The following is a 22,311-nucleotide window of genomic DNA, read 5'->3' on the forward strand; positions in this document are numbered from 1 at the left end:
ACGAGCTCGTCCGTTCGATCCAGGTGAAATGGAACACACATTCATCGATGGCCATTCCGCGATATGTGCCGATCTGTTCGGAACGCTAAGTTGATTTCGACGTGAATGGTGCCGCCCGGCGGTCGGGCAGATGAGTGGAGTTCGGCGTGACGGCGGTGCGTGAACGAGGGCGGGCACTGGCACGGGTGGGCACGCTCAGCCCGGTCGCCCGTCTGCTCGTCGGCAGCCAGCTGCTGTTCAACGTCGGCTTCTACCTCGTCGTCCCGTACCTCGCCGGTCACCTCGCGAACGACCTGGGGCTCGCGGGCTGGCTCGTCGGCCTCGTCCTGGGCCTGCGGACGTTCAGCCAGCAGGGCCTGTTCGTCCTCGGCGGCACCCTCACCGACAGGTTCGGCCCGAAACCCGTCGTCCTCGCGGGCTGCGCCGTGCGGGTGGCGGGGTTCGCCGTGCTCGCGGCCGCGACGTCGTTGCCCGGCGTGCTGGGCGGCGTGGTGCTCGTCGGCCTCGCGGGCGCGTTGTTCTCCCCCGCCGTGGAGTCGTCGCTGGCTCGTGAGGCGGGCCCGGACGGCCGCGCCGACGCGTTCTCGGTCTTCGCGGTGTGCGGTGAGATCGGTGCGGTCGCGGGTCCGCTGCTCGGCGTGGTGCTGGCCGGTCAGTTCCGCGTCGCCTGCGTCGCGGGCGCGGCGTTGTTCATCGGGATCGGGCTGCTGCACCTGCGGTTCCTGCCGCGCCTGCCCGGCGAGCACCGCGACGAACCCGTGCTGGACGGCTGGCGCGAGGTGCTCGGCAACCGGGTGTTCCTGGTGTTCGCCGCCGGTTACTCCGCCTACCTGGTGTCGTACAACCAGCTCTACCTGGCGCTGCCCGCCGAGCTGAACCGCGTGGGCGCGGACGACAGGATGCTCGGGTTGCTGTTCGCGCTCGCCTCGACGCTGATCATCCTCGGCCAGCTGCCGGTGTCCGCCCTCTCGCGCAAACTTCTCGGCAGGACCGGCGCGCTCGTCGGCGGGTTCGTCCTCATCGGACTCGCGTTCGCCGTGGTGGCGTTGCGCCCGCCGGGGGTCACGGGCGCCGTCGCGTTCGTCGTGCTGCTCATCTTCGGCCAGATGCTCGTCGTGCCACGGGCGAAGGAGCTCGTGCCCGTGCTGGCGGGCGAACGCAGGCTCGGCACGTACTTCGGTGTGCTGGCCTCCGCCGGTGGTGTGGCCGTGCTCGTGGGCAGCACGGCCGGTGGCGCCCTGCTGGAACACGGCCGCGTCGCCTGGGTCGTGCTCGCACTGCTTCCCATGGCGGGCGCCTGCGTGCTCGCCGCTCTCGCGCGCCGTGCCTGGTGATCAGCCCGCCACGATCCGCCACTGCTGGTTGGAACTGTTGCTGTCGCTCCACTGACCGAGGTTCGACCCGCTCGCCGTGCGTCCCATGCCGTCCAGGTACAGGCCGGTGGCACGGTTTCTGACGCGCACGTCGTTGCCCCTGCTCGTGCCGGTCACCACGGTCCACTGCTGGCTCGTGCCGGTGTTGCCGGCGCGCTGGCCCGTGTCGGAGCCGTTGGACGTGCGGCCCGCGCCGTCGAGGTAGAGCCCGGTGGACGCGTTGCGGAACCGGACGTACGCGCCGGTGTTCTCGACGATCCACCGCTGGGTGGCGCTGCCGCTGTCGGCTTCCTGGCCTGCCGCGGAGTCGGCGGTCCGGCCCAGGCCGTCGGCGTACCGGCCGCTCCCGATGTTGCGGATCCTGACCGTGGTGGTGCTGTTCTCCGCGAGCCCCCACGCGTGGTGCAGCCGCTGCAGCCCGGACTGGTTAGTCAGCGACAACGTGGTGCCGCTGCGGGTGGTCAGGCTGTACCAGTCACCGTCGCGCAGGCCGGGCCAGTACACGCTGCCCATTCCGAGGCTGCGCAGCTTCGCGCTGACGCCGCGGACGTAGTCGGCCATGTACGACCCGCTGGGGATGCTGTAGTCGATGGCGTCGAAGGACACGCCGTTCTTGCTGCCCGGCCCCATCGCGCCGCCCCACTCGGTGGCGATCGTGCGGCTCGCGTAGTTGCCGATGTAGCTCGCGATGTGGTCCGCCCACTGGGTTTCGCTCTCGTACCCGGCGAAGAACGAGTAGTCGTGGACCGCGAGCAACGTGCCGTTCAGCCTGCTGTCGCCGCCGACCGCCGGAACGTTCTGGGCGAGGCCGGCGCCGTCGAGGATCACCCGGCCGCGCGGAACGCTCGAGTACCTGCCGAGCCAGGAGTTGTACATGTTGTTGAGGTCGCTCGTGCCGTAGCCGTGCGGCTCGTTGATGACCTCGAAGTAGGCGTTCGGGTGGGAGCCGTACTTCGCGACGACCTTGTCCCACATCTGGTTGAAGGCGTTGACGTTCTGCGGCCTGCCGCCGGTGTACGCCCAGTACGCCAGGATCACGTTGCCCTTGCCGAGCGCGGTGTCGATCGCCCCGGTGTAGGTGGCCCAGTAGTTGGCCACCGTCGGTTCGTTGATGGGCAACCGGACCGTGTTGGCACCGGTGATCGAGTAGAGCTGGCCGACCACCCGGTCCGCGACGGTGGCCGCGGACGAGTAGGTGTCCGACGCGCTGAGCCCGGACGGGTACAGCACGCCGTTGACGAAGTTGTCCCTCTGGTCGGCCCAGTTCACGCCGCGGAACCCGGCCGTGGAGGCCTGTGCCGCGGTGGAGGTGCCAGCCATCACCCCCACCGCGACCAGGAGGGCCAGCAATGCGGAAAGCGCTTTCCTGAAACGACTCATCGGCTGCTCCACTGCGTTGTGTCACTGATCGAGGTCGTCCGACCGCACTGCGTGTCCGATGGCCATGAGAGCAGCCGCGCCGAGCCGCCGTCAAGAAAATGAGCATGCTCATTTGGGCCGCTCGGCCGGGTGTAGCCGACTCTTCTGACCTCGGTCGATTCCGCGTTCGATGGATTGTCCTGGCCGTTCGACACACCTGTACCCTCGGTGGGACGGACGAAAAGTCTTACTCATGAAGGAGCCGTCTCGGTGGATGCAGAAGCCGCGTACGCGCCACCCGCCTCGTACCGCCCCGGCTACGAGCTGGTGGCCGAGCGGATCCTCGAGCTCATCGCCGAGCTGGAGCTGCGCCCCGGTGACCGCATGCCGACCGAGAACGAGCTGGCCGGCCGGATGGGGACCAGCCGGACCGTGGTGCGGGAGGCGGTGAAGATCCTCTCGGCGCTCGGGAGGGTGCGCGCTCACAAGGGACGCGGGCTCTACGTGGCCGACGACGAGGGCATGCTCGGCTCGTCCCGGTGGGGCGGCTTCTTCCTGCCCACCGACCTCGACCACGTGTACATGCTCTTCGAGTTCCGCAAGGTCCAGGAGGTCGCCGCCGCACGGCAGGCCGCCACCAGGGCGACACCGGCCGAGCTGCGCGCCGTCGAGGTGGCGGCGGAGCTGTGCCGGAAGGGGCACGTCACCGGGCAGGACGCGATGTTCGACCAGGGCGACGACGACTTCCACCTGGCCGTCGCGGCCGCCTCGCACAACCAGTTCCTCGTCGCCGCGGTGCGCGAGGCCCGCCGGTTGCAGCGGCAGTCCAACGTCATCGGGCTGAACGGCGCGGTCGGCGGACATGCCGCGGAGGCCGTCCAGGAGCACGCCGCGATCTACCGCGCGATCCGCGACGGTGACGCCGACGCGGCCGGCGCCGCTGCCGCCGTGCACGTGGACAGGACGCTGGAGGACTACCGGCGCGAGATCCAGCGCCGCGTCTTCGGCTGACCTGGACCCGCCTTCCGGATTTGTGCTACAACCGTTTCGGTGCTCGATGTGATGTGTCGCACTAAGTCCTGACACACCGCCGCGATCGCCGTCGTGTCCGCCGCACGACCGCACACCCGACGCCGCAGAACTCGAATAACCCCATGGAACGAGGGTTGCGATGTTCAGCAGTCCATCCGTGCGACGGCGGACCCGGTCGGCGACAGCCGCACTGGCAGCCGGCGTGCTCACAGCGACGACATTGGTGCTGTTGCCCGGTTCCGCGGAAGCGGCGGCGAGCACCCTCGGTGCCGCGGCAGCGCAGAGCGGCCGGTACTTCGGAGCCGCGATCTCCGCGAGCCACCTCGGCGAACAGGCGTACGTGAACACGTGGGGCACGGAGTTCAACAGCGTCACGCCGGAAAACGAGATGAAGTGGGACACCGTCGAGCCCAACCGCAACCAGTTCAACTTCGCCCCGGCGGACCGGATCGTGAGCCAGGCGCGCAGCCGGAACATGTCGGTCCGCGGCCACACCTTCGTCTGGTACCAGCAGATTCCCGGCTGGGTCAGCGGCCTGAACGGGAACGACCTGCGCTCGGCGATCGCGAACCACATCAACCAGGTGGCCGGTCACTGGAAGGGCCAGATCTACGCCTGGGACGTGGTGAACGAGGCGTTCGAGGAGAACGGAACCCGGCGCCAGTGGTTCGTCCAGCAGCGGCTCGGCGACGGCTACATGGAGGAGGCGTTCCGCACCGCCCGCGCCGCCGACCCCAACGCCAAGCTCTGCTACAACGACTACAACACCGACGGCATCAACGCGAAGAGCACCGGTATCTACAACATGGTGCGCGACTTCAAGTCACGCGGCGTGCCGATCGACTGCGTCGGCTTCCAGAGCCACCTCGGGCAAGGCGCGAACCTCAGCAGCTACCAGGCGAACCTGCAACGGTTCGCCGACCTCGGCGTCGACGTGCAGATCACGGAGCTCGACGTCGGCGGCTCCGGTTCCGCCCAGGCCGCGACGTACCGCACGGTGGTCCAGGCGTGCATGGCCGTGTCCCGCTGCACCGGGATCACCCCGTGGGGCGTCACGGACAAGTACTCGTGGCGGTCGGGCGACACCCCGTTGTTGTTCGACGGCAACTACAACAAGAAGCAGGCGTACACCGCAGTGCTCGACGCGCTGAACGGCGGCGGCGGTGGTGGCGGCGATGGCACGCTGCGCTCCGTGTCCGCGGGCAAGTGCCTGGACGTGCCGAACTCCTCGACCAGTCCGGGAACCCAGCTGCGGATCTGGGACTGCCAGACCACAGCGAACCAGCAGTGGACGCGCTCGGCCTCGGGTGAGATCTCGGTCTACACCGGCGACTCGAAGCGCTGCCTCGACACGTCCGGCACGGGCAGCGGCGCGAACTCGGTCATCGCGAACTGCAACGGCGGCAACAACCAGAAGTGGAACGTCAACAGCAACGGCACGATCACGAACGTCCAGTCAGGACTGTGCCTGGACGTCTACGGCCGGGGAACCGCCAACGGCACCAAGGTGATCATCTGGACCTGCAACGGCGGCACCAACCAGCAGTGGACCGGCCTGAAGCCACCGAACCCCGGCACCGGCCCGCTCCCGTCGCGGTACACGTGGAGCTCCAGCCAGCAGCTGATCTCACCGAAGTCCGACGCGACGCACAACATCGCGGGCATCAAGGACCCGTCGGTCGTCTACCACGACGGCAAGTGGCACGTCTTCGCCAGCGTCGCGAACGCGGCCGGCTACAACATGGTGTACCTGAGCTTCACCGACTGGTCGCAGGCGAGCGCGGCGCCTCACTTCTACCTCGACCAGTCCGGGATCGGCACCGGCTACCGGGCGGCACCCGAGGTGTTCTACTTCGCGCCGCAGAACCTCTGGTACCTGGTCTACCAGGACGGCAACGCCGCCTACTCGACCAACACCGACATCAACAACCCGGCGGGGTGGACCGCGCCGAAGCACTTCTACCCGGACGTGCCGCAGATCATCCGGGACAACATCGGCAACGGCTACTGGGTCGACATGTGGGTCATCTGCGACTCGGTCAACTGCCACCTGTTCTCCTCCGACGACAACGGTCACCTCTACCGGTCGCAGACGACGGTCGGGAGCTTCCCGAACGGCATGAGCGAACCGGTGATCGCCCTGCAGGACTCGGACAGGTACCGGCTGTTCGAGGCGTCCAACGTGTACAAAGTGGACGGTTCGAACCAGTACCTGATGCTCATCGAGGCGATCGGGTCGCAGGGCCGGTACTTCCGCTCGTGGACGTCGGGCAGCATCGCCGGACCGTGGACGCCGCTGGCCGACGCGGAGGCCACGCCGTTCGCGGGCCCGGCCAACGTGACCTTCCCCAGCGGCCTGTGGACGCAGGACATCAGCCACGGCGAGATGGTCCGGACCGGCACCGACCAGACGCTGACCATCAGTCCGTGCAAGATCCGCTACCTCTACCAGGGCCGCGACCCCAACTCCGGTGGCGACTACAACAGCCTGCCGTGGCGGCTGGGCCTGATCACGCAAACGAACTCCGCCTGCTGACCGGCTGAACGTCGTCCCCCGCACCAGACGAGCGTCAGCCGGCCCGCCGCCGCACGCTGCTCGGCAGCGGACTCGCCGCACCGGCCGCACTGGGCCAGGTCGCGTGTGCCGAGACAGTGCACACCGAGGTCGCCGATCTCCATCAGGCGCCGGCCGGGGACCGCACGAGCTCGCCGTTCCGCCTCGACCTCACCGGCACCTGGAAGTGCAAGCACGTCAGCCGCGCGGCCGACCGGGACCAGAACTCGACCCGGGTCTGGGCGTGGTCAGGCTCGTGAACCGGCAGAGCGGCCTCAGCCAGAGGTTCGGCCTGCAACGCCTCCGGGTTGGCGGTGGGTGGTTGTGGTCGCCGGCGCGGCCACAACCACCCGCGCTGCCGCTCCCGCCACCACCTCGGGGGCCAGCGCGTCTACGCGGGCAGTTCTCCGCGGCCGCCCGCAGTACGTCGGTGAAGACACGGTCCGGAACGATCCGCCGATCAACTGACTGACGCGGCGGCTGCCGCAGGCAGATGTGGGCGGGCCCGGTCTCACGTCCGGCTGGGTCGTGTGCCGATGGTGCTCCTTGACACACAGTTGGCAGCCCTTCAAGATGGTCGACAATCGACAAACGACGGTCGACACAGGAGGAAAAGTGAAATTCGAGAGCAAGCCGAAGTTCGTCGCGTTCGACATGAACGGGACGTTGATCCACTTCCGCATCAACGAGGTGATCCGCCGCGTCCTGGGTGACCGGCTCCCCGCCGAGATCGCCGACGAGGTCCTGAAGACCGGCAACGAGTTCCGGTACGACGAGACCCTGGGCGACTACAAGCCGTTCCACCAGGTCATCGCTCACTCGCTGGAGCGCACCCTGCACCACTTCGGCCTGGGGTACCGCGCCGGTGACGCCGAGGCGGTGTACGAGCAGATCCCCACGTTCACGCCCTACCCCGGTGTCACCGAGGCGCTGAACCGCCTGGCCGAGGAGTTTCCGCTGGTCATCGTGACGAACACCGACGACGTCCACGCGCCGAGCCTCGTGGAGAACCTCAAGGCTCCGTTCGAGGTCGTCATCACCGCCGAGCAGATGGGCTGCTACAAGCCGCGGCTGCACGCGTGGCGGTACACGCTGGACAAGCTCGGCGCGACGCCCGACGAGATCGCGTGGGTCTCGGCGAGCCCGAAGTACGACCTCCGCTCCGCGACCGTCATGGGCTTCGACAAGAAGGTGTACGTGGACCGCGGCTTCGAGCCGGACCACCCGTGGCTCGGCGCCAGGCGGATCACCGACATCGCCGACCTCCCCGTCCTCTTCGGTCTGCCGCGTCCCTGACGCACGCTCGAGACGACTGGAGAGCAGCGATGAAGTTCACGCCTTACTGGCTCGACACCGCTCCGCAGGGCCCTGACCGGTCGCGGACCGACATCAGCGGCCGCGTCGACGTCGCGGTCGTCGGAGCGGGCCTCACCGGTCTGTCGACGGCGTTGCACCTGGCCCGCAGGGGTGCCGACGTGCACGTCTTCGAGAAGGAGACGGTGGGCTGGGGCGCGTCGGGTCGCAACGGCGGTATGGCCACGACCGGCCTGTCGATCGGCTTCCGCGACGCGGTCGGCCGGTACGGGTTGGACACGGCGAAGGCGTATTTGCTGGCCTACCACGACGCGGTCGACACCGTGGAGAAGGTCATCGGCGACGAGGGCATCGACTGCGACTTCGCCCGCACCGGCAAGCTGAACCTCGCGTCCAAGCCCGCTCACGTCGACGGCATGCGCAAGACCGCCGACATGCTGTCCGGGCTCGGTTTCGAGCACCGCGTGGTGAGCAGGAACGAGCTTCGCGCGGAGATCGGCTCCGACCGGTTCCACGGTGCGCTGGTCGACGCCAGGAGTGCCGGGCTGCACGTCGGCAAGTTCACCAGGGGACTCGCCGAGGCCGCGGTGCGGGCCGGCGCCACGATCCACGAGAAGGCGCCGGTCGAGCGGTTCCGGCGGCTGGGCGGGGCGAAACACGAGCTGGTCACACCGCGGGGAACCGTGCAGGCGGACCAGGTGCTCGTGGCGACCAGCGGCTACACCGGCAGGCCGTTCCGCTGGCAGCAGTTCAGGATCGCGCCCGTCGGCAGCTTCATCATCGTGACCGAGCCGCTGGGCGAGGACGTCTGCGACGAGCTGCTGCCGACCAGGCGGATGGCGTCGACGTCCAGGAACCTGTTGAACTACTTCAGGATCACGCCGGACCACCGGCTGCTCTTCGGTGGCCGCGCCCGGTTCACCATGTCCAACCCGCAGTCGGACGAGAAGTGCGGGCGCATCCTGCAGAAGGCGATGACCGAGGTCTTCCCGCAGCTCGCGAACGCGCGGGTGGACTACTGCTGGGGCGGTCTGGTCGACATGAGCATGGACCGCATGGTGCACGCCGGCGAGCACGACGGACTGTTCTACTCGCTCGGCTACTCCGGCCACGGCGTGCAGATGGCCACGCACATGGGCAAGCAGATGGCCGAGTACCTGAACGGAACGACGAGTGCGAACCCTTGGCGCGACTTGAAGTTCACCCGCATCCCCGGGCACTTCGGACCGCCCTGGTTCCTTCCTTTCGCAGGCGCTTACTACAGGTTCAAGGACCTCATGAAGTGAGCGGGCCACCCTCGTCCCGCACCTCGTTCCCCCGTATGAAGAAGGACGGCCACCATGCGAGTCACCACACCACTGCGTGCCGCGTTCGCCGCGACGTCCCTGACTCTCGCGCTGGTCGCGTGCGGGTCGGGAGGCGCTCCGCAGACCGTTCAGCAGAGCGGTGAGCCCGGCCAGTCGGTCGAGCACACCGATGACATCTCGGCCGGTGTTCAGGCTGATCCCGCCGCGGTGAAGCTGCTGCCCGAGTCCGTGAAGTCCAAGGGCAAGATCTCGGTGGCGATGGACCTGTCGAGTCCACCGACCACGTTCATGGCGGCGGACAACAAGACGCCGATCGGGTTCAACCCGGACATGGCGCGGTTGATCGCGGCCAAGCTCGGGGTGAAGCTGCAGATCGACAACGTCAAGTTCGACACCATCATCCCCGGTCTGCAGGGCGGCCGGTTCGACTTCACCGCGACCACCATGGGCGCCACGGCGGAGCGGCTGAAGGTGCTCGACATGGTCAACTACTTCCAGACCGGCACCGGCGTCGCGGTCCCCAAGAGCAACCCGCAGAAGCTGGCCGTCCATGAGTTGTGCGAGCGTCGTGTCGGCGTGCAGTCCGGCAGCACGCAGGAGCTCAAGTGGCTGCCGCAGCTGACCGAGAAGGACTGCACGAGCCAGGGCAAGCCCGCCATCACGGGCGTGACGCTGCCGAGTGTCACCGACGCGCTGACCCAGTTGTCCTCCAAGCGTCTCGACGCGGTGATGTACGACTTCACCTCGCTCGCCTGGGCGGCCAAGCGGCAGCCGAACGTGCTGGAGGTCCTCCCGGAACGCGTGGTCACCACGAATGTGAACGTGGCGCTGCCCAAGGGTTCTCCGCTGACCCCGGCGGTCCAGGCGGCGATTCAGTCCATCATCGACAGTCCGAAGTACGCCGAAGCGCTTGACCGCTGGGGCTTCCAGGGCCTGGGCATCAAGACCGCGGCGCCGGCCGCCCCGCTGGGGCAATGATGTCGACGGCCACCACCGGTTCGAAGACCGGAACCCAGCCGTTGCCGGACCTGCTGCCGGAGAACAAGAAGCGGATCACGCCGAAACGTCCGCGCGACTATCTCTGTTGGGCGGTCGCCATCGCGATCGTCGGCGGCCTGGTCACCACGACGGTGACGAACGAGAACTACCAGTGGCCGGTGGTGTTCAGCTACTTCACCACCGAGGCCATTCTGGACGGTCTGGTGCTGACGCTGGTCCTGACCGTGGCCAGCATGGTGCTGGGCACGCTGCTCGGGTTGCTGCTCGCGGTGATGCGGATGTCGCACCAGGCGCCGATCTCCGGCCTGGCGCGGCTGTACATCACGTTCTTCCGCGGCACACCGGTGCTCGTGCAGCTGATCTTCTGGTTCAACATCGCCGCGCTGTACCCGAACATCACCATCGGCATCCCGTTCACCGACATCTCCACACCGGTGGACATGAACGCGCTGATGACTCCGCTGACCGCGGCGATCGTCGGTCTGACGCTGAACCAGGCCGCGTACATGGCGGAGATCATCCGCGGCGGGTTCGCGTCGGTGAACCGCGGCCAGTACGAGGCCGCGGACTCGTTGGGCATGAGCGGGTTCACCCGGCTCCGCCACGTGATCATCCCGCAGACCATGCCCGCGATCATCCCCGCCACCGGCAACCAGGTCATCGGCATGCTCAAGGAGACGTCCCTGGTCAGCGTGCTCGGCGTGGCGGAACTGCTCAACAGCGCACAGTCGATCTACGCGCGGACCTACCAGACCATTCCGCTGCTGATCGTGGCGAGCCTCTGGTACCTGATCATGACGATGGCGCTGAGCGTGCCGCAGTCGATGATCGAACGCCGCTTCTCCCGCTCGACCCGCAGGCCCGCCCCGGTGGCCGTCGCCACGAAGGAGTCGTTGCTGTGAAAGCCGACGGAACGATCGAGGCACGCCAGTTGTACAAGAGCTACGGCAGTCACGAGGTGCTGCGCGGGATCGACCTGTCGGTCAAGGCCGGCGAGATCTCCTGCATCATCGGGCCGAGCGGGAGCGGGAAATCGACACTTCTGCGCTGTGTCAACGGGTTGGAGACCATCGACCGCGGTGTGCTGCGGGTCAACGGAGAGGACTTCGGCTACGTCGAGAAGGACAACGCCTACCACGCCGTCTCCCCGCAACGGCTGGCCGAGCAACGCTCCCACATCGGGATGGTCTTCCAGCAGTTCAACCTGTTCCCCAACATGACCGCCGAGGACAACGTCATGTCCGGACCGGTGCTGGTCAAGAAGACCGACCGCAAAACCGCCCGTGAACAGGCCCAGAAACTCCTGGCCCAGGTCGGCCTCGCCGGATGCGGCCACAAGTACCCCGCCCAGCTGTCCGGCGGCCAGCAGCAACGCGTCGCCATCGCCCGCGCACTGGCGATGCAGCCCAGCATCATGCTGTTCGACGAACCCACCAGCGCCCTCGACCCCGAACTCGTCGGCGAAGTCCTCGCCGTCATGCGCGACCTCGCCCACCACGGCATGACCATGCTCGTCGTCACCCACGAGATGGGCTTCGCCCGCGACGTCGCCGACGAAGTCCTCTTCATGGACGACGGAATCGCCGTGGAGCGCGGCGACGCCCGCGAAGTACTCGCCAACCCCCGCGAAAAACGAACCCAGGAGTTCCTGGAAAGGGTGCTGTGACTGTGATCGAAAGTGCTGTGAAGGCAACGGATCGGCTCCAGGCTCTCGGTCTGGAGCTGCCCGCCCTCGGATTCGGTGCGAGCCCGCACTTCGTGAACCACCGGACGGTGGATTCGAGCATCTACATCTCGGGCCAGTTGCCGTACCGGGACGGCGTGCTGCTGGGCCAGGGCGTCGTCGGCCGGGACGTCGACGTGCCGATGGCGCGCGACTTCGCCCGCCAGACCGCGCTCAACGCACTCGCCATCGCCGCGGACGCGGTGGGGGATCTCGACCGGGTCAGGGTCGTGCAGATGCTGGTATTCGTGGCCAGCACACCGGATCTGGGCGAGCAGTCGCGGGTCGCCGACGCGGCCAGTGACCTCCTCGTCGAGGTACTGGGTGAGAACGGACGGCACGCGCGCACCGCGATCGGCGTCGCGGGCCTGCCGCGCAACAGTCCGGTCGAGATCCAGATGGTCTGCGCCGCGGTGCAGGAGAGGAGTGCAACGTGAGTCAGCTCCAGCGAGCGCTCGCCGCCCTGGCAGGGCGGATCGACACCCCGGCGCCGATCGTGCTGGTCGACGTGCTGCAGGACAACATCGACCGCATGCAGGCTTTCGCCGGCCAGCACGGCCTCCACGTCCGACCGCACGTCAAGACGCACAAGTGCGTCGAGATCGGCAGGCGCCAGCTCGCGGCGGGAGCGGTCGGCATCACCGCGGGCAACGTCGGTGAGGCCGAGGTCTTCGCCGCGGCCGGATTCGACGACATCTTCCTCGCCTACCCGGTCTGGCCCTCGGGGACCAAGGGCGCGCGGTTGCGCGGGCTGACCGAGTCCTCCCGGCTGCGGGTCGGCGTGGACAACGTCGCGGCGATCGACGCACTCGCCGACGCGATGGCGGGCGAACCGGAGCGGCTGGAGGTCGTGATCGAGGTGGACTGCGGCGCCCGTCGCTCCGGGGCACCGCCTGAGCTCGCGGGCGACCTCGCTTCGGCCGCCCGCCGGCGCGGCCTGGTGCCGGTGGGCGTCTTCACGTATCCGGGTCACGGCAGCGCCGGTCCGGACGCTCGCCTGCGCGCCGCGCAGGACCAGGACGTCGCGCTCGTCACCGCGGTGCGCAGCCTCACCGCTGCCGGGATCACCGCTCAGGTGGTGAGTGCCGGCTCCACCCCGACCGTCGAGTTCACCGGCAGCAGCGTGATCACCGAGATCCGGCCAGGCGAGTACGTCTTCTGCGACCTGAACAACACCCGGCTCGGCGCCTGCACGGACGACCAGGTCGCGCTGTTCGTCGCCACCACCGTGGTCAGCGACTGGGTCCCCGACCAGGTGATCGTCGACGCGGGCACCAAAGCCCTCAGCCGGGAGGGCAGCGCCGAACGCGGCTACGGCGGCATCGCCGGCACGAAGGCCGTCCTGACCAAGCTCAACGAGTACCACGGATTCCTCGCGTTGCCCGCCGGCGAGGTCCGCCCCACCATCGGCACCGTGCTACCGGTGGTGCCGAACCACGTCTGCCCGGTCGTCATCAACTTCGAGGAACTGATCGTCACCGACAGCACGGGCACGTCGCTGCAGCGTTGGCCGGTCGACGCCCGCGGATTCCTCAGCTGACCCACAGGAGTTGCCCGACATGAGACTCGACCACGTGACGGCCCTGGTGACCGGTGCCGGCAGCGGCATCGGCGAGGCCGTGAGCTCCCGCTTCCGCCGCGAGGGCGCACGACTGCTGCTCACCAGCCGCAGGGAGCGGCTCGACACGGCCCAGCCCGACGACCTGTACGTCCCCGGCGATCTCAACGACGAGGCGTTCGTCGAAGCCCTCGCCCGTCAGGCCGCCGAGTCGTTCGGCACCGTCGACGTCGTCGTCCTCAACCACGGCCTGCAGGCGAGCAGCCCGCTCACCGAGATGAGCTGCGAGGCGGCGAAGAACGTGCTCGACAGCAACCTGCTCAGCGCGTTCCTGGTGATGAAGCACTTCGCGCCGCTGATGCCCGCCGCGGGAGGGTCGTTCGTCTGTGTCGGCTCACGGCTCGGCATGGTCGGCAAGGCGGGCGAAGTCCTGTACTCCGCGGCCAAGGGTGGTCTGATCATGCTCGCCAAGGGCGCCGCGATCGAGTGGGCGGCACGCAACATCCGCGTCAACGTCGTCGCCCCCGGCCTGACCGTCACGCCGATCATCGAGGCGTCCATCCAGCGCAGTGCCGACCCCGAGGCCTACCGCCGCGAGCGCGAGTCCCAGATCCCGCTCCAGCGCCTCGCCACTCCGGAGGAGGTCGCCGACGCGGTGCTCTTCCTGGCGTCCTCGGAGTCGACCTACATCACCGGAGCGGTGCTACCTGTCGACGGCGGATACACCGCGTTCTGAGCATGGCCTCACGCCTGCCGGGGATGAACCTCGGCGTGGCCGCTGAGCCCTGTCTGGAAGTGGGCGGCCAACTCCTTGCGGAACTCGTCGATGGAGCCCTCCAGCGCGACCGCGGCCAGCCTCTCGTGCTCGACAGCCAGCTCGCGCGGGTCGCTGTAGGTCTGGTGATCGACGCTGAGGTAGAGCCGCAGCTTCGTCTCCCAGCCGTTCCACAGGTTCTGCAGAGCGCCACTGCCGGAGAGGTCGTAGAAGAGCCGGTGGAAGCCGAGGTGCGCGTCGACGCTGGCCGCGATGTCGTTCTTCGCCAAGGCCTGGTGGAGGTCCTCGACGGTCTGCAGCAACCTCGACCGCTCGGAACCGCGCAACGCCTCGGCCGAGAGCTCTGCGGCGTACGGCTCGACGAGCAGGCGGATCGCGTCGATCTCGGCGACGTCCCGAGCGCTCACCTCCGCGACGAACGCCCCGCGGTAGGGGATCTTGACGATGAGCCCCTCCTCCTCCAGCTTGGTGAGCGCCTCGCGCAGCGGGGACCGGCTGATGCCGAGATCCGCGGCGATGTGCGCCTCCCGCAGCTGCCCGCCGGGAGGCACGGTCCCGTCGAGAATGGCGGCACGCAGCACGCGGTAGACGCCGTCCGGCGTCGTCGTCCGGTCTTCGATCCACTCGAACTTGCGGTCCATTCCCCCGCCGCCTCCCCTTTGTCTATTGTCGACTATACCGGCTTGGCGGCGGTCAGGTTTCAGCGGAGTTGGGCGACGACCTCGTCGAGGGCCACAGCGAGCGCCTGCTCGACGTTGGTCCAGTCGTCCTTGGCGTGGGCCAGGAGGTACTCGCGCCGTTGTGGGACACGCTGCGCGCGCCAGTTCGTGATCAACGCGCGTAGCGTCAGCCGGGCCAGCGCGGCGACGGGCAGGAGTGCGAGTTCCGAGTCCTCGACCAGCCGGACGCGCTCGTAGCCCTTCAGGAAGGCGCAGGCGTCCTGCCAGGGGTTCTCCTGGCCGCGGCCGAGCAGGTTGGCCATGGGCACGGCGAGGTCGAAGATCAGGGCACTGCGCACCGTGTCACCGAAGTCGATGACGCCGGTCACGAACGGCTCGCCGTGCGGGTCTACGACCACGTTGTAGGGGCTGTAGTCGCCGTGGATCACCTGTGTCTCCAGGCCGCTCAGGCGCGGTACGACGATCTCGCCGAACAGCCGGGACACTTCCCCTGCCAGCCGGCGGTGCCCGGCGTCCGGCGTGTGCGTGACCAGCCCGGTCAGGTGGTGGAAGTGCTTGATGTCCCACGCCAGCCCTCGCCCGTCGGCGGGGTGCGCGAATCCTGCGAGTGCCACGTCGATGCGGCCCAGCATCTCGCCCGCCGCGGCGAGCTGCCGCGCGTCGCGGTTCGCCCCGGCCCAGACCGGGCCGGCGACGAAGCCGAACACCCGCAGGATGCGCGTTCCGACGGCCACGCTGTCGTGCCCGTCGACGGTCAGCCGCACGCGCTGGACCGGCAGTTCAGGAGCGGTGTCCTCGAGGAAGCGCATCGCGGCGGTCTGCAGGTCGACAACGCTCTCGTCCTCGCCCGGCGGCGACACCTTCACGAGGTGGTCACCAGAGCCGGTCGTGAGCCGGAAGGTGTCGTCCTTCTCCGTGGCCAGCCGCTTGAGCCGCCCGCGCAGCCGGTAGTGCTGTTCGAGGAGCGTCTCCACGAGCGTGACGTCGACAGGCTCGTGGGCCGACGCCAGTCCACTGTCGACCATGAGGCGCCTGCCGGAGTCCGCCAGCGGTGGGATGGTCACGGTGTGTCCCTTCGATCAGCCGTTACAGCCGGTCCTGCGCGACCTGGGCGAAGGTCTCCAGGAACCGGGTCACGTCGGCAGCGTCGAACGCAAGCGGCGGACGGATCTTCAGCACGTTCGCCTTGGGGCCGGTGCCGCTGATGAGCACCCGCCGGTCACGCAGATCGTTGATGACGTCCTCGGCGAGCGCACGGTGGGGTTCGCGCGTCTCCCGGTCCTTCACGAGCTCGACGCCGACGTAGAGACCGCAGCCGCGGACTTCGGCGACGTACGGCGACTCCCGCGTGATCTCCTCGAGCCCGGCGCGCAGGGCCGTACCGTTGTCGAGGACGCTCTGCTGGACGTTCTCCTGCTCGAAGACGTCCAGCACCGCGGCGGCCGCCGCCACCGGGATCGAGCTGCCGCCGAAGGTGTTGAAGTAGCGGACGTTGCGCCCGAACTCGTCGGAGACCTCCGGGCGGAAGACGACGCCGGAGACCGGCAGCCCGTTGCCCATCGGCTTGCCCATGGTCACGATGTCCGGCACCACGCCGTGGCGCGCGAAGCCCCACATGGACTCCCCGAGCCTGGCGAACCCGGACTGCACCTCGTCGGCGATGTAGACACCGCCGGCCGCGTGCACCTCCTCGATCATCGCCTTCAGGTAGCCGACCGGGTCGGTGAAGATCCCGTCACTGCTGTACGCCCCGTCCGTGACCAGGGCGGCGAGCCGGTAACCGTGACGCTCCAGGTCGTCGATGGCGCCACGGACCTGCGCACGCATGTGGTCGGCCAGCGTCGACCCCGGCGCGACGAGCCGTGGGTCCGGCGGGTCGATCAGCCTGACGTTCGGCCCCAGTGGAGATCCTGTGCCCAGGGTCGGCGAGAAGCTCGCGACCTCACGCGTGATGCCGTGGTAGGCCCAGCGCGTCGCGATGATGCCCTCACCGCCGGTGTGGAACCTGGCCACGCGCATCGCGAGGTCGTTCGCCTCCGAGCCGCTGCACGCGATGCTCAGCTTCGACAGCTCCGCGGGAAAGGTCGCGAGCAGCCGTTCCGCGTAGTCCACCAGCGAGTCCTGGACGTAGCGCGTGTTGATGTTGACCGCCGACATCTGCCGGGTGACGGCCTCCACCACGTGCGGGTGCGCGTGCCCGACGCACGGGACGTTGTTGTAGGCGTCGAGGTAGTCGTTGCCGTCGCGGTCGATCAGGTGAGCGCCGTGACCGGAGACGAACTCGACCGGTGTGCGGTAGATGAGGGTGTAGCCGGGTCCCAGCACCTCGGTCCGGCGCCGGATCGTGTCCTGGAGACGGTCGGGGAGCGCGTCCAGCACGGCCGGGTCGAAACGGTTCGGGTAGCCGGCGATCGCCCGGCTCAGTGTCGTAGTCATCGGCCGTCACTTTCCTCTGGTTCCGCAGGTGACCTGACCGTACCACTTTTAGTTCCAGTTCCAAACTGAAACTTTATAAGCGATGAAGGGTCCCTTCATCCACGTCAGGTGGATGAAGGGACCCTTCATCGCGAGCGTGGCTCAGAACGCGGGCGCGGGCTGCTGCTCCGCACGCGGCGCTTGACGACGTGCGTCGAGCAGAGCCTCCCGCAACCGGGCCTGAGCCAGCGTCAGACACGAGTACCCCGCGCCGCGTGCGGTCGACAGCCCCAGCACCTGCGTGGCGACCGTGACCCGCGGAACGGAGGGAAGGCGCTCCTCGAGGCGCCTGCGCACCTCGGGCAGGACTTCCTCGACCAGCGCGCGCAACCTGCCCACGAAGAAGATCGACTCAGGGTCCAGGGTCACGACGACGGTGGTCACAGCCGTCACCAACGCCGTGGTGAACGCCTCCACCACCGCCGCGCGCACCTCGTCGTGGCGCGCCTCGCCCCAGAGGTCGTCGATGCGTTCCATCCCCAGTCCCCGCTCATGCGCGAACGCGAGCAGCCCTCCCGTGCTCAGCAGCTTTTCGAGGGGTTTGTCGTGCACTCCGGAGGAGAGCACGCCGACGCCACCGAACGAGGGAGTGCTCCCGCGAGCAAGCGCGCGGTCGGTGCAGCAGGCGAAGCTGAGCATGCTGCTGACGCTGAAGAGTGCCGCGTTCCTGATCGTGACGTCGTCGGCGAGGACGCCCAGCAAGGACGCGTTCGCGTCGCTGTCGAGCAGCACCGGGGCGCCGAGCAGGTCCGCCAGCGCGCGCTGCAGGCCGGAGCCGGCGAGGTAGGTCATCGACTCGGCCGGGCCGAAGATCTCGGCACCGTCGCGGACCCGGCCGGGCACGGCCACGACGACCTGCCGCAACGGCCCAGCCGCGGACTGGCGGGCGCCGGCGATCAGACCGGCCAGCCAGGCGGCGGCCTGGCCGACGTCGTCGTGGTTCGCGGTGGGCACGATCACGTGCTGGATCTCGCGTCCCCTCAGGTCGGTCGCGAGAACACCGGTGGTCTGCGCACCGAAGCTCACGCCGACGACGTGCCCGGTGGTGCCGGGGATGTCCAGGTAGGTGGACGGCCGGCCACGACCGGCGACCGCGTCGACCCCGCCGTCCACGACGAAGCCGTCGGCCCGCAGCTCCTCCACCGCCCTGGACACCGTGGCCTTGCTCAGGCCCGTCAGCTCGATGAGCTTGTTGCGCGTCAAGGGCGCCTGGGCGAGAACGACGTCGAGGACGGATGCTTTGTTGTAGTCGCGCGTGGTCGGGTTGATCGTCACCCTGGTTACCATAGCAAAGATTTTAGTTTGGAACTGGAACAAATGGTGGTGTTCGCCCGGCCCCAGGAACTCGGACGAAGCAGGGCAACCGGCGCTCCCGAAGGCCACCGCGGTCGTCGTCGCACCCGCCACGTACAACACGATCAACAAGTGGGCGGCTGGTATCGCCGACACCTGCCTGCTCACCCAGCTCGCTGAGCTGACCGGGCTCGGTGTCCCGCTCGCGGTGCTGCCGTTCGTGAACACCGCGCTTGCGAACAACCGTCCGTTCCGGCGCAGCGTCGACGAGTTGCGCGAGTCGGACGTGACCGTGCTGTTCGGTGAGGGTGGGTTCGTGCCACATCCGCCGCGGACGGATGGCCAGGCCATGGACTCCTGTCCCTGGGGTGCGGCGTTGTCGGCCGTGAAATCCTTCAGCACCGGCGCCGACTGATACCTCAAGCGCTGCCCGCCACCACCTCCGGCCGCAGCAGGTCGGCCAGCGTCTGCGCCGGCAGCAATCCCTTCTCCAGCACCAGTTCCGCCACTCCCCTGCCGGTGGCGAGCGCTTCCTTGGCGATGTCGGTCGCCGCGTTGTACCCGATGTGGGGGTTGAGCGCGGTGACCAGACCGATGGAGTTCTCGACGGCCGCCCGCAGCACCTCGGTGTTGGCGGTGATGCCGTCCACGCACCGCTCGGCCAGAGTGAGACAGGCCGCGCGCAGGTGCGTGATCGACTCCGACAGCGAGTGCAGGATGATCGGCTCGAAGGCGTTGAGCTGCAGCTGGCCCGCTTCGGCCGCCATGGTGATCGTGACGTCGTTGCCGATCACCTCGAACGCGACCTGGTTGACGACCTCGGGGATCACCGGGTTGACCTTGCCCGGCATGATCGACGAACCGGCCTGCACGGGCGGCAGGTTGATCTCGCCGAAACCCGCGCGCGGACCGGACGAGAGCAGGCGCAGGTCGTTGCAGGTCTTGGAGAGCTTGACGGCGATCCGTTTCAGCACACCGGACATCTGCACGAACGCGCCGCAGTCCTGGGTGGCCTCGACCAGGTTCGCGGCTGTCACCAACTCCAGCCCGGTGATCGCGGCGAGGTGGCGGCGGGCCGCCTCCGCGTAGCCCGGCGCGGCGTTGAGGCCGGTGCCGATCGCGGTGGCGCCCAGGTTGATCTCGTGGATCAGCAGGACCGCCTCGGCGAGCCGGGCGCGGTCCTCGTCGAGCATGACGGCGTAGGTGGAGAACTCCTGCCCCAGGGTCATCGGCACCGCGTCCTGCAGCTGCGTGCGGCCCATCTTCAGGACGTCGCGGAACTCGACCGCCTTGCGGGCGAAGGCTTCCTGCAAAACCGACATCGCGTCCAGCAGGCCGCGCACGGCGAAGATCGTCGCGATCCGCACGGCCGTGGGGTACACGTCGTTCGTGGACTGCCCGAGGTTGACGTCCTCGTTGGGGTGCAGGTTCGAGTACTCGCCCTTCTCGTGGCCGAGCAGTTCCAGCGCGCGGTTCGCCACGACCTCGTTGGCGTTCATGTTCGTCGAGGTGCCGGCTCCGCCCTGGATCACGTCCACGACGAACTGGTCGAGCAGCTTGCCCGCCCGGATCTCGCGGCACGCCTCGGTGATCGCGGCGGCCTTCACCGAGTCGAGCAGGCCGAGCTCCTCGTTGGCGAGCGCCGCGGCTTCCTTGACCGCGGCCATTGCCCCCACCAGGTGCGGGTAGGAGGAGATCGGCGTGCCGGTGATCGGGAAGTTCTCCTTGGCGCGCAACGTGTGCACGCCCCAGTACGCTTCGGCGGGCACGTCGCGGTCGCCGAGCAGGTCGTGCTCTCTTCGAGAGTCCGCGGCAGTCATGGCAGTCCTTCGGAAGGAGGGCCTTCCGCGACGGGGGCGGTCGCGGAAGGCCGAGCGGTGTCAGCTCCAGCGGTCCTTGGCCTTGTAGTAGGCGCCACCGAACGGCAGGAACCAGGCGGTGCCGTTGTAGAACGGCACGGGAACCTTCGGGAAACCGAGGCCGCGCAACGGGTTGGCCTCCGGCTTGCCGTCCATCATGTCGGCGACCGCACGGCCCATGTAGGTCGCCATCTGGACGCCGTGGCCGCAGTAGCCCATGGAGTAGTACAGGCCGTCGATCTCCCCCGCGTGCGGGATGCGGTCCCAGGAGAAGCCGACCATGCCTCCCCACACGTAGTCGATCCGCACCCCGGCCAGCTGCGGGAAGATCTCCGTCATCTCCCGTTTGAGGATGTCGCCGCTCTTGATGTCGGAAGCCGGGTTGGAGGGTGCGAAACGGGCCCGGCCACCGAACGCGAGGCGGTTGTCCGGGGTGAGGCGGACGTAGTGGCCGACGTTCTTGTGGGCGACCAGCAGGCGGCCGTTGGGGATGAGCTCCTTGGCGCGCGCCTCACCCAGCGGCTCGGTGACGATGATGAAGCTGCCGACGTTGATGAGCCGCTTGCGGAACCACGGCATCGACTTGTCGGTGTAGGCGTCCGTCGCCGCCATGACCTGCTTGGCGCGGATGGTGCCGTGCATCGTCTCCACCACGAAGCCGCCGCCGGGCAGGCGGGTGAGGCCGGTGGCGGCGTTGCGCTCGTGGATCTGCGCACCGGCGCGTTCGGCGGCGTCCGCGAGGCCGCCGACGAACTTGCCCACGTGCAGGCCCGCGCTGAGCGGGTCGAGCAGAGCGCCGTGGTAGTAGTCCGAACCGATCTCGGCCCGCAGGTCGCTCTTGCTCAGCACGACCGTCTCGTGACCGAAGTTCTCGGCCAGTTCGCGCTGCTTGGCCTGCAGGTGCTCGAAGTGCTTGGGCTTGCAGGCCAGGCCGAGGCGCCCGGCGCGGGTGAAGTCGCAGTCGATCTGCTCCCTCAGCGTCAGGTCCTCGACGAGGTCCACGGCGTCGCGGAAGGCGTTGTACAGCTCAAGAGCACGCTCCTGGCCGTACCGCTTGCGGGCCTCGCCGGGCGGGATCGTGATGCCCTGCGTGCACATGCTGCCGTTGCGGCCGGACGCACCGGAGCCGATCTGGTCCTTCTCGACCAGCACCACGGACGCGCCTTTGCGGGCCGCGTGGTAGGCGGTCGACAGGCCGGTGAGACCGCCGCCGATGACCACCACGTCCGCGCTCTCGGGAAGTGGCTTGCCCGAGCGGTCGGGCCGTTGCGGGGCGGTGTCGAGCCAGTAGGGGATCTGTTTCATGGCGGCGGTTCCTCCGGTGTCAGCAGCCGAGCAGAGCGGGCAGCCCCGACAGGTCGGGCAGCTCGTCGTAGGGCTGGTAGTCGCTGCTGCCGCGACGGCCGTAGCGGTTGATCCACACGCGGCGATTCAGACCGAGGTCCCTGGTGGGGATGTGGTCGTACTCCCAGCCCTGCGCGACGTGGATCACCTGGCTCGGGTCGACGTCCATGGTCTGGAAGGCGTACTCGAACGTCTGCCGGTCCGGCTTGTACGCCTTGGCCTGCTGCGCGGTGATCACGTAGTCGAACTCGACGCCGATGTTCTCGACGTTGCGCGCGATGAGGTTGTCGTCGGTGTTGGAGATGATCGCGATCTCGTACTTCTTCTTCAGCGCCCGCAACGCCTCGGGCACCTCGGGCCAGGGCCCGAAGGTCGGGACGGCCTCGACGAGGGCGTCGCCGTCGGACTCGCGGTACTCCAGGCCGTGCAGCCGCATGGCGTTGCGCAGGCTGGAGTGCAGGATCTCGTGGTAGGGCCGGTAGGCCTCCAGGACGGCCTGGAAGCGCATGACCCGGAAGTCGTCCAGGAACTCGTCGACGTCCAGCCCGTCCAGGTCCAGCCGGTCGGCCAGCACCTTCAGGGTGGTCGGGGCGAGCTCGAAGTTGATCAGGGTCGCATAGGCGTCGAAGGTGACGATCTGACGCATGATGTCCAATCCTCTTTCTC

The 22,311-nt window shown here is 68.5% G+C and carries 20 protein-coding genes; 12 read left to right on the plus strand and 8 right to left on the minus strand.

Annotated elements, in window-relative coordinates; genetic code table 11:
* Positions 1-146: 146 nt before the first annotated feature.
* A complete protein-coding gene (locus tag AOM45_RS15595) occupies positions 147-1,334 on the plus strand; it encodes an MFS transporter (RefSeq protein ID WP_035913898.1) in 1,188 nt (395 codons plus the stop codon).
* Here AOM45_RS15595 and AOM45_RS15600 read toward each other — a convergent pair whose 3' ends face one another.
* On the minus strand, positions 1,335-2,753 hold the full coding sequence (locus AOM45_RS15600; protein ID WP_030473635.1) for an RICIN domain-containing protein: 1,419 nt from the start codon (positions 2,751-2,753) through the stop codon (positions 1,335-1,337).
* Positions 2,754-3,002: 249 nt separating this feature from the next.
* Between AOM45_RS15600 and AOM45_RS15605 the strand changes: the two genes are divergently transcribed.
* The 10 genes from AOM45_RS15605 (at position 3,003) to AOM45_RS15650 (ending at position 13,955) form a co-directional block, all read left to right on the plus strand.
* On the plus strand, positions 3,003-3,743 hold the full coding sequence (locus AOM45_RS15605) for a FadR/GntR family transcriptional regulator (protein ID WP_051784762.1): 741 nt from the start codon (positions 3,003-3,005) through the stop codon (positions 3,741-3,743).
* Positions 3,744-3,921: 178 nt separating this feature from the next.
* Positions 3,922-6,300 (plus strand): non-reducing end alpha-L-arabinofuranosidase family hydrolase, encoded by a 2,379-nt coding sequence (locus AOM45_RS15610; RefSeq protein ID WP_236703634.1) that lies wholly within the window; start codon positions 3,922-3,924, stop codon positions 6,298-6,300.
* A gap of 633 nt (positions 6,301-6,933) precedes the next feature.
* On the plus strand, positions 6,934-7,614 hold the full coding sequence (locus tag AOM45_RS15615) for a haloacid dehalogenase type II (RefSeq protein ID WP_030473632.1): 681 nt from the start codon (positions 6,934-6,936) through the stop codon (positions 7,612-7,614).
* Positions 7,615-7,643: 29 nt separating this feature from the next.
* Positions 7,644-8,918 carry an NAD(P)/FAD-dependent oxidoreductase gene (locus tag AOM45_RS15620; protein WP_030473631.1) on the plus strand — a complete coding sequence of 425 codons (1,275 nt, stop codon included), beginning with the start codon at positions 7,644-7,646 and terminating at the stop codon, positions 8,916-8,918.
* A gap of 54 nt (positions 8,919-8,972) precedes the next feature.
* On the plus strand, positions 8,973-9,917 hold the full coding sequence (locus AOM45_RS15625) for an ABC transporter substrate-binding protein (protein ID WP_059362484.1): 945 nt from the start codon (positions 8,973-8,975) through the stop codon (positions 9,915-9,917).
* Positions 9,917-10,840: an amino acid ABC transporter permease gene (locus tag AOM45_RS15630; RefSeq protein ID WP_059362487.1), complete on the plus strand. Its 924-nt coding sequence runs from the start codon at positions 9,917-9,919 to the stop codon at positions 10,838-10,840. Before AOM45_RS15625 ends, AOM45_RS15630 begins: the two co-directional genes overlap by 1 nt.
* Entirely contained in the window at positions 10,837-11,604 is a 768-nt protein-coding gene (locus AOM45_RS15635; RefSeq protein WP_059362490.1) for an amino acid ABC transporter ATP-binding protein, read from the plus strand. Before AOM45_RS15630 ends, AOM45_RS15635 begins: the two co-directional genes overlap by 4 nt.
* 2 nt (positions 11,605-11,606) lie before the next feature.
* Positions 11,607-12,098 carry a RidA family protein gene (locus AOM45_RS15640; RefSeq protein ID WP_201779977.1) on the plus strand — a complete coding sequence of 164 codons (492 nt, stop codon included), beginning with the start codon at positions 11,607-11,609 and terminating at the stop codon, positions 12,096-12,098.
* Positions 12,095-13,201: an alanine racemase gene (locus tag AOM45_RS15645; protein ID WP_030474250.1), complete on the plus strand. Its 1,107-nt coding sequence runs from the start codon at positions 12,095-12,097 to the stop codon at positions 13,199-13,201. Before AOM45_RS15640 ends, AOM45_RS15645 begins: the two co-directional genes overlap by 4 nt.
* 19 nt (positions 13,202-13,220) lie before the next feature.
* Positions 13,221-13,955 (plus strand): SDR family NAD(P)-dependent oxidoreductase, encoded by a 735-nt coding sequence (locus tag AOM45_RS15650; RefSeq protein WP_030474251.1) that lies wholly within the window; start codon positions 13,221-13,223, stop codon positions 13,953-13,955.
* Positions 13,956-13,963: 8 nt separating this feature from the next.
* On the opposite strand, the gene AOM45_RS15655 is transcribed toward AOM45_RS15650, so the two are convergent.
* The 4 genes from AOM45_RS15655 to AOM45_RS15670 form a co-directional block, all read right to left on the minus strand.
* A complete protein-coding gene (locus AOM45_RS15655) occupies positions 13,964-14,635 on the minus strand; it encodes a GntR family transcriptional regulator (protein ID WP_030474252.1) in 672 nt (223 codons plus the stop codon).
* Between the two features lie 59 nt (positions 14,636-14,694).
* Positions 14,695-15,738 (minus strand): phosphotransferase, encoded by a 1,044-nt coding sequence (locus AOM45_RS15660; protein WP_030474253.1) that lies wholly within the window; start codon positions 15,736-15,738, stop codon positions 14,695-14,697.
* 22 nt (positions 15,739-15,760) lie between these two features.
* The gene (locus AOM45_RS15665; RefSeq protein ID WP_030474254.1) at positions 15,761-17,110 is read right to left on the minus strand and encodes an aspartate aminotransferase family protein; all 1,350 of its coding nucleotides are present in this window, start codon (positions 17,108-17,110) and stop codon (positions 15,761-15,763) included.
* A 141-nt stretch (positions 17,111-17,251) separates the two neighbouring features.
* Positions 17,252-18,424 carry an ROK family transcriptional regulator gene (locus AOM45_RS15670; RefSeq protein WP_030474255.1) on the minus strand — a complete coding sequence of 391 codons (1,173 nt, stop codon included), beginning with the start codon at positions 18,422-18,424 and terminating at the stop codon, positions 17,252-17,254.
* Here AOM45_RS15670 and AOM45_RS15675 point away from each other — a divergent pair.
* Entirely contained in the window at positions 18,405-18,857 is a 453-nt protein-coding gene (locus tag AOM45_RS15675; protein ID WP_081902865.1) for a flavoprotein, read from the plus strand. The genes AOM45_RS15670 and AOM45_RS15675 overlap by 20 nt on opposite strands.
* Positions 18,858-18,861: 4 nt before the next feature.
* Here the strand turns inward: AOM45_RS15675 and aspA are convergent, their stop codons facing one another.
* From aspA to AOM45_RS15690, 3 genes are read right to left on the minus strand one after another with little or no spacing between them, the layout of a single operon-like run.
* Positions 18,862-20,262: an aspartate ammonia-lyase gene (gene aspA, locus AOM45_RS15680; protein WP_030474257.1), complete on the minus strand. Its 1,401-nt coding sequence runs from the start codon at positions 20,260-20,262 to the stop codon at positions 18,862-18,864.
* Between the two features lie 60 nt (positions 20,263-20,322).
* The gene (locus tag AOM45_RS15685) at positions 20,323-21,606 is read right to left on the minus strand and encodes an NAD(P)/FAD-dependent oxidoreductase (protein ID WP_030474258.1); all 1,284 of its coding nucleotides are present in this window, start codon (positions 21,604-21,606) and stop codon (positions 20,323-20,325) included.
* A gap of 19 nt (positions 21,607-21,625) precedes the next feature.
* On the minus strand, positions 21,626-22,291 hold the full coding sequence (locus AOM45_RS15690; protein WP_030474259.1) for a haloacid dehalogenase type II: 666 nt from the start codon (positions 22,289-22,291) through the stop codon (positions 21,626-21,628).
* Positions 22,292-22,311: the final 20 nt, after the last annotated feature.

Source organism: Lentzea aerocolonigenes (assembly GCF_000974445.1).
In the GTDB taxonomy this organism is placed as follows: Bacteria; Actinomycetota; Actinomycetes; order Mycobacteriales; family Pseudonocardiaceae; genus Lentzea; species Lentzea aerocolonigenes.

Bases quoted from the DNA above. Each gene is read 5' to 3' on its own strand.
- AOM45_RS15600 (WP_030473635.1), bottom strand. From the start codon at position 2,753: ATGAGTCGTTTCAGGAAAGCGCTTTCCGCATTGCTGGCCCTCCTGGTC.
- AOM45_RS15620 (WP_030473631.1), top strand. From the start codon at position 7,644: ATGAAGTTCACGCCTTACTGGCTCGACACCGCTCCGCAGGGCCCTGAC.
- AOM45_RS15625 (WP_059362484.1), top strand. From the start codon at position 8,973: ATGCGAGTCACCACACCACTGCGTGCCGCGTTCGCCGCGACGTCCCTG.
- AOM45_RS15630 (WP_059362487.1), top strand. From the start codon at position 9,917: ATGTCGACGGCCACCACCGGTTCGAAGACCGGAACCCAGCCGTTGCCG.
- AOM45_RS15650 (WP_030474251.1), top strand. From the start codon at position 13,221: ATGAGACTCGACCACGTGACGGCCCTGGTGACCGGTGCCGGCAGCGGC.
- AOM45_RS15655 (WP_030474252.1), bottom strand. From the start codon at position 14,635: ATGGACCGCAAGTTCGAGTGGATCGAAGACCGGACGACGACGCCGGAC.
- AOM45_RS15665 (WP_030474254.1), bottom strand. From the start codon at position 17,110: ATGACTACGACACTGAGCCGGGCGATCGCCGGCTACCCGAACCGTTTC.
- aspA (WP_030474257.1), bottom strand. From the start codon at position 20,262: ATGACTGCCGCGGACTCTCGAAGAGAGCACGACCTGCTCGGCGACCGC.
- AOM45_RS15685 (WP_030474258.1), bottom strand. From the start codon at position 21,606: ATGAAACAGATCCCCTACTGGCTCGACACCGCCCCGCAACGGCCCGAC.
- AOM45_RS15690 (WP_030474259.1), bottom strand. From the start codon at position 22,291: ATGCGTCAGATCGTCACCTTCGACGCCTATGCGACCCTGATCAACTTC.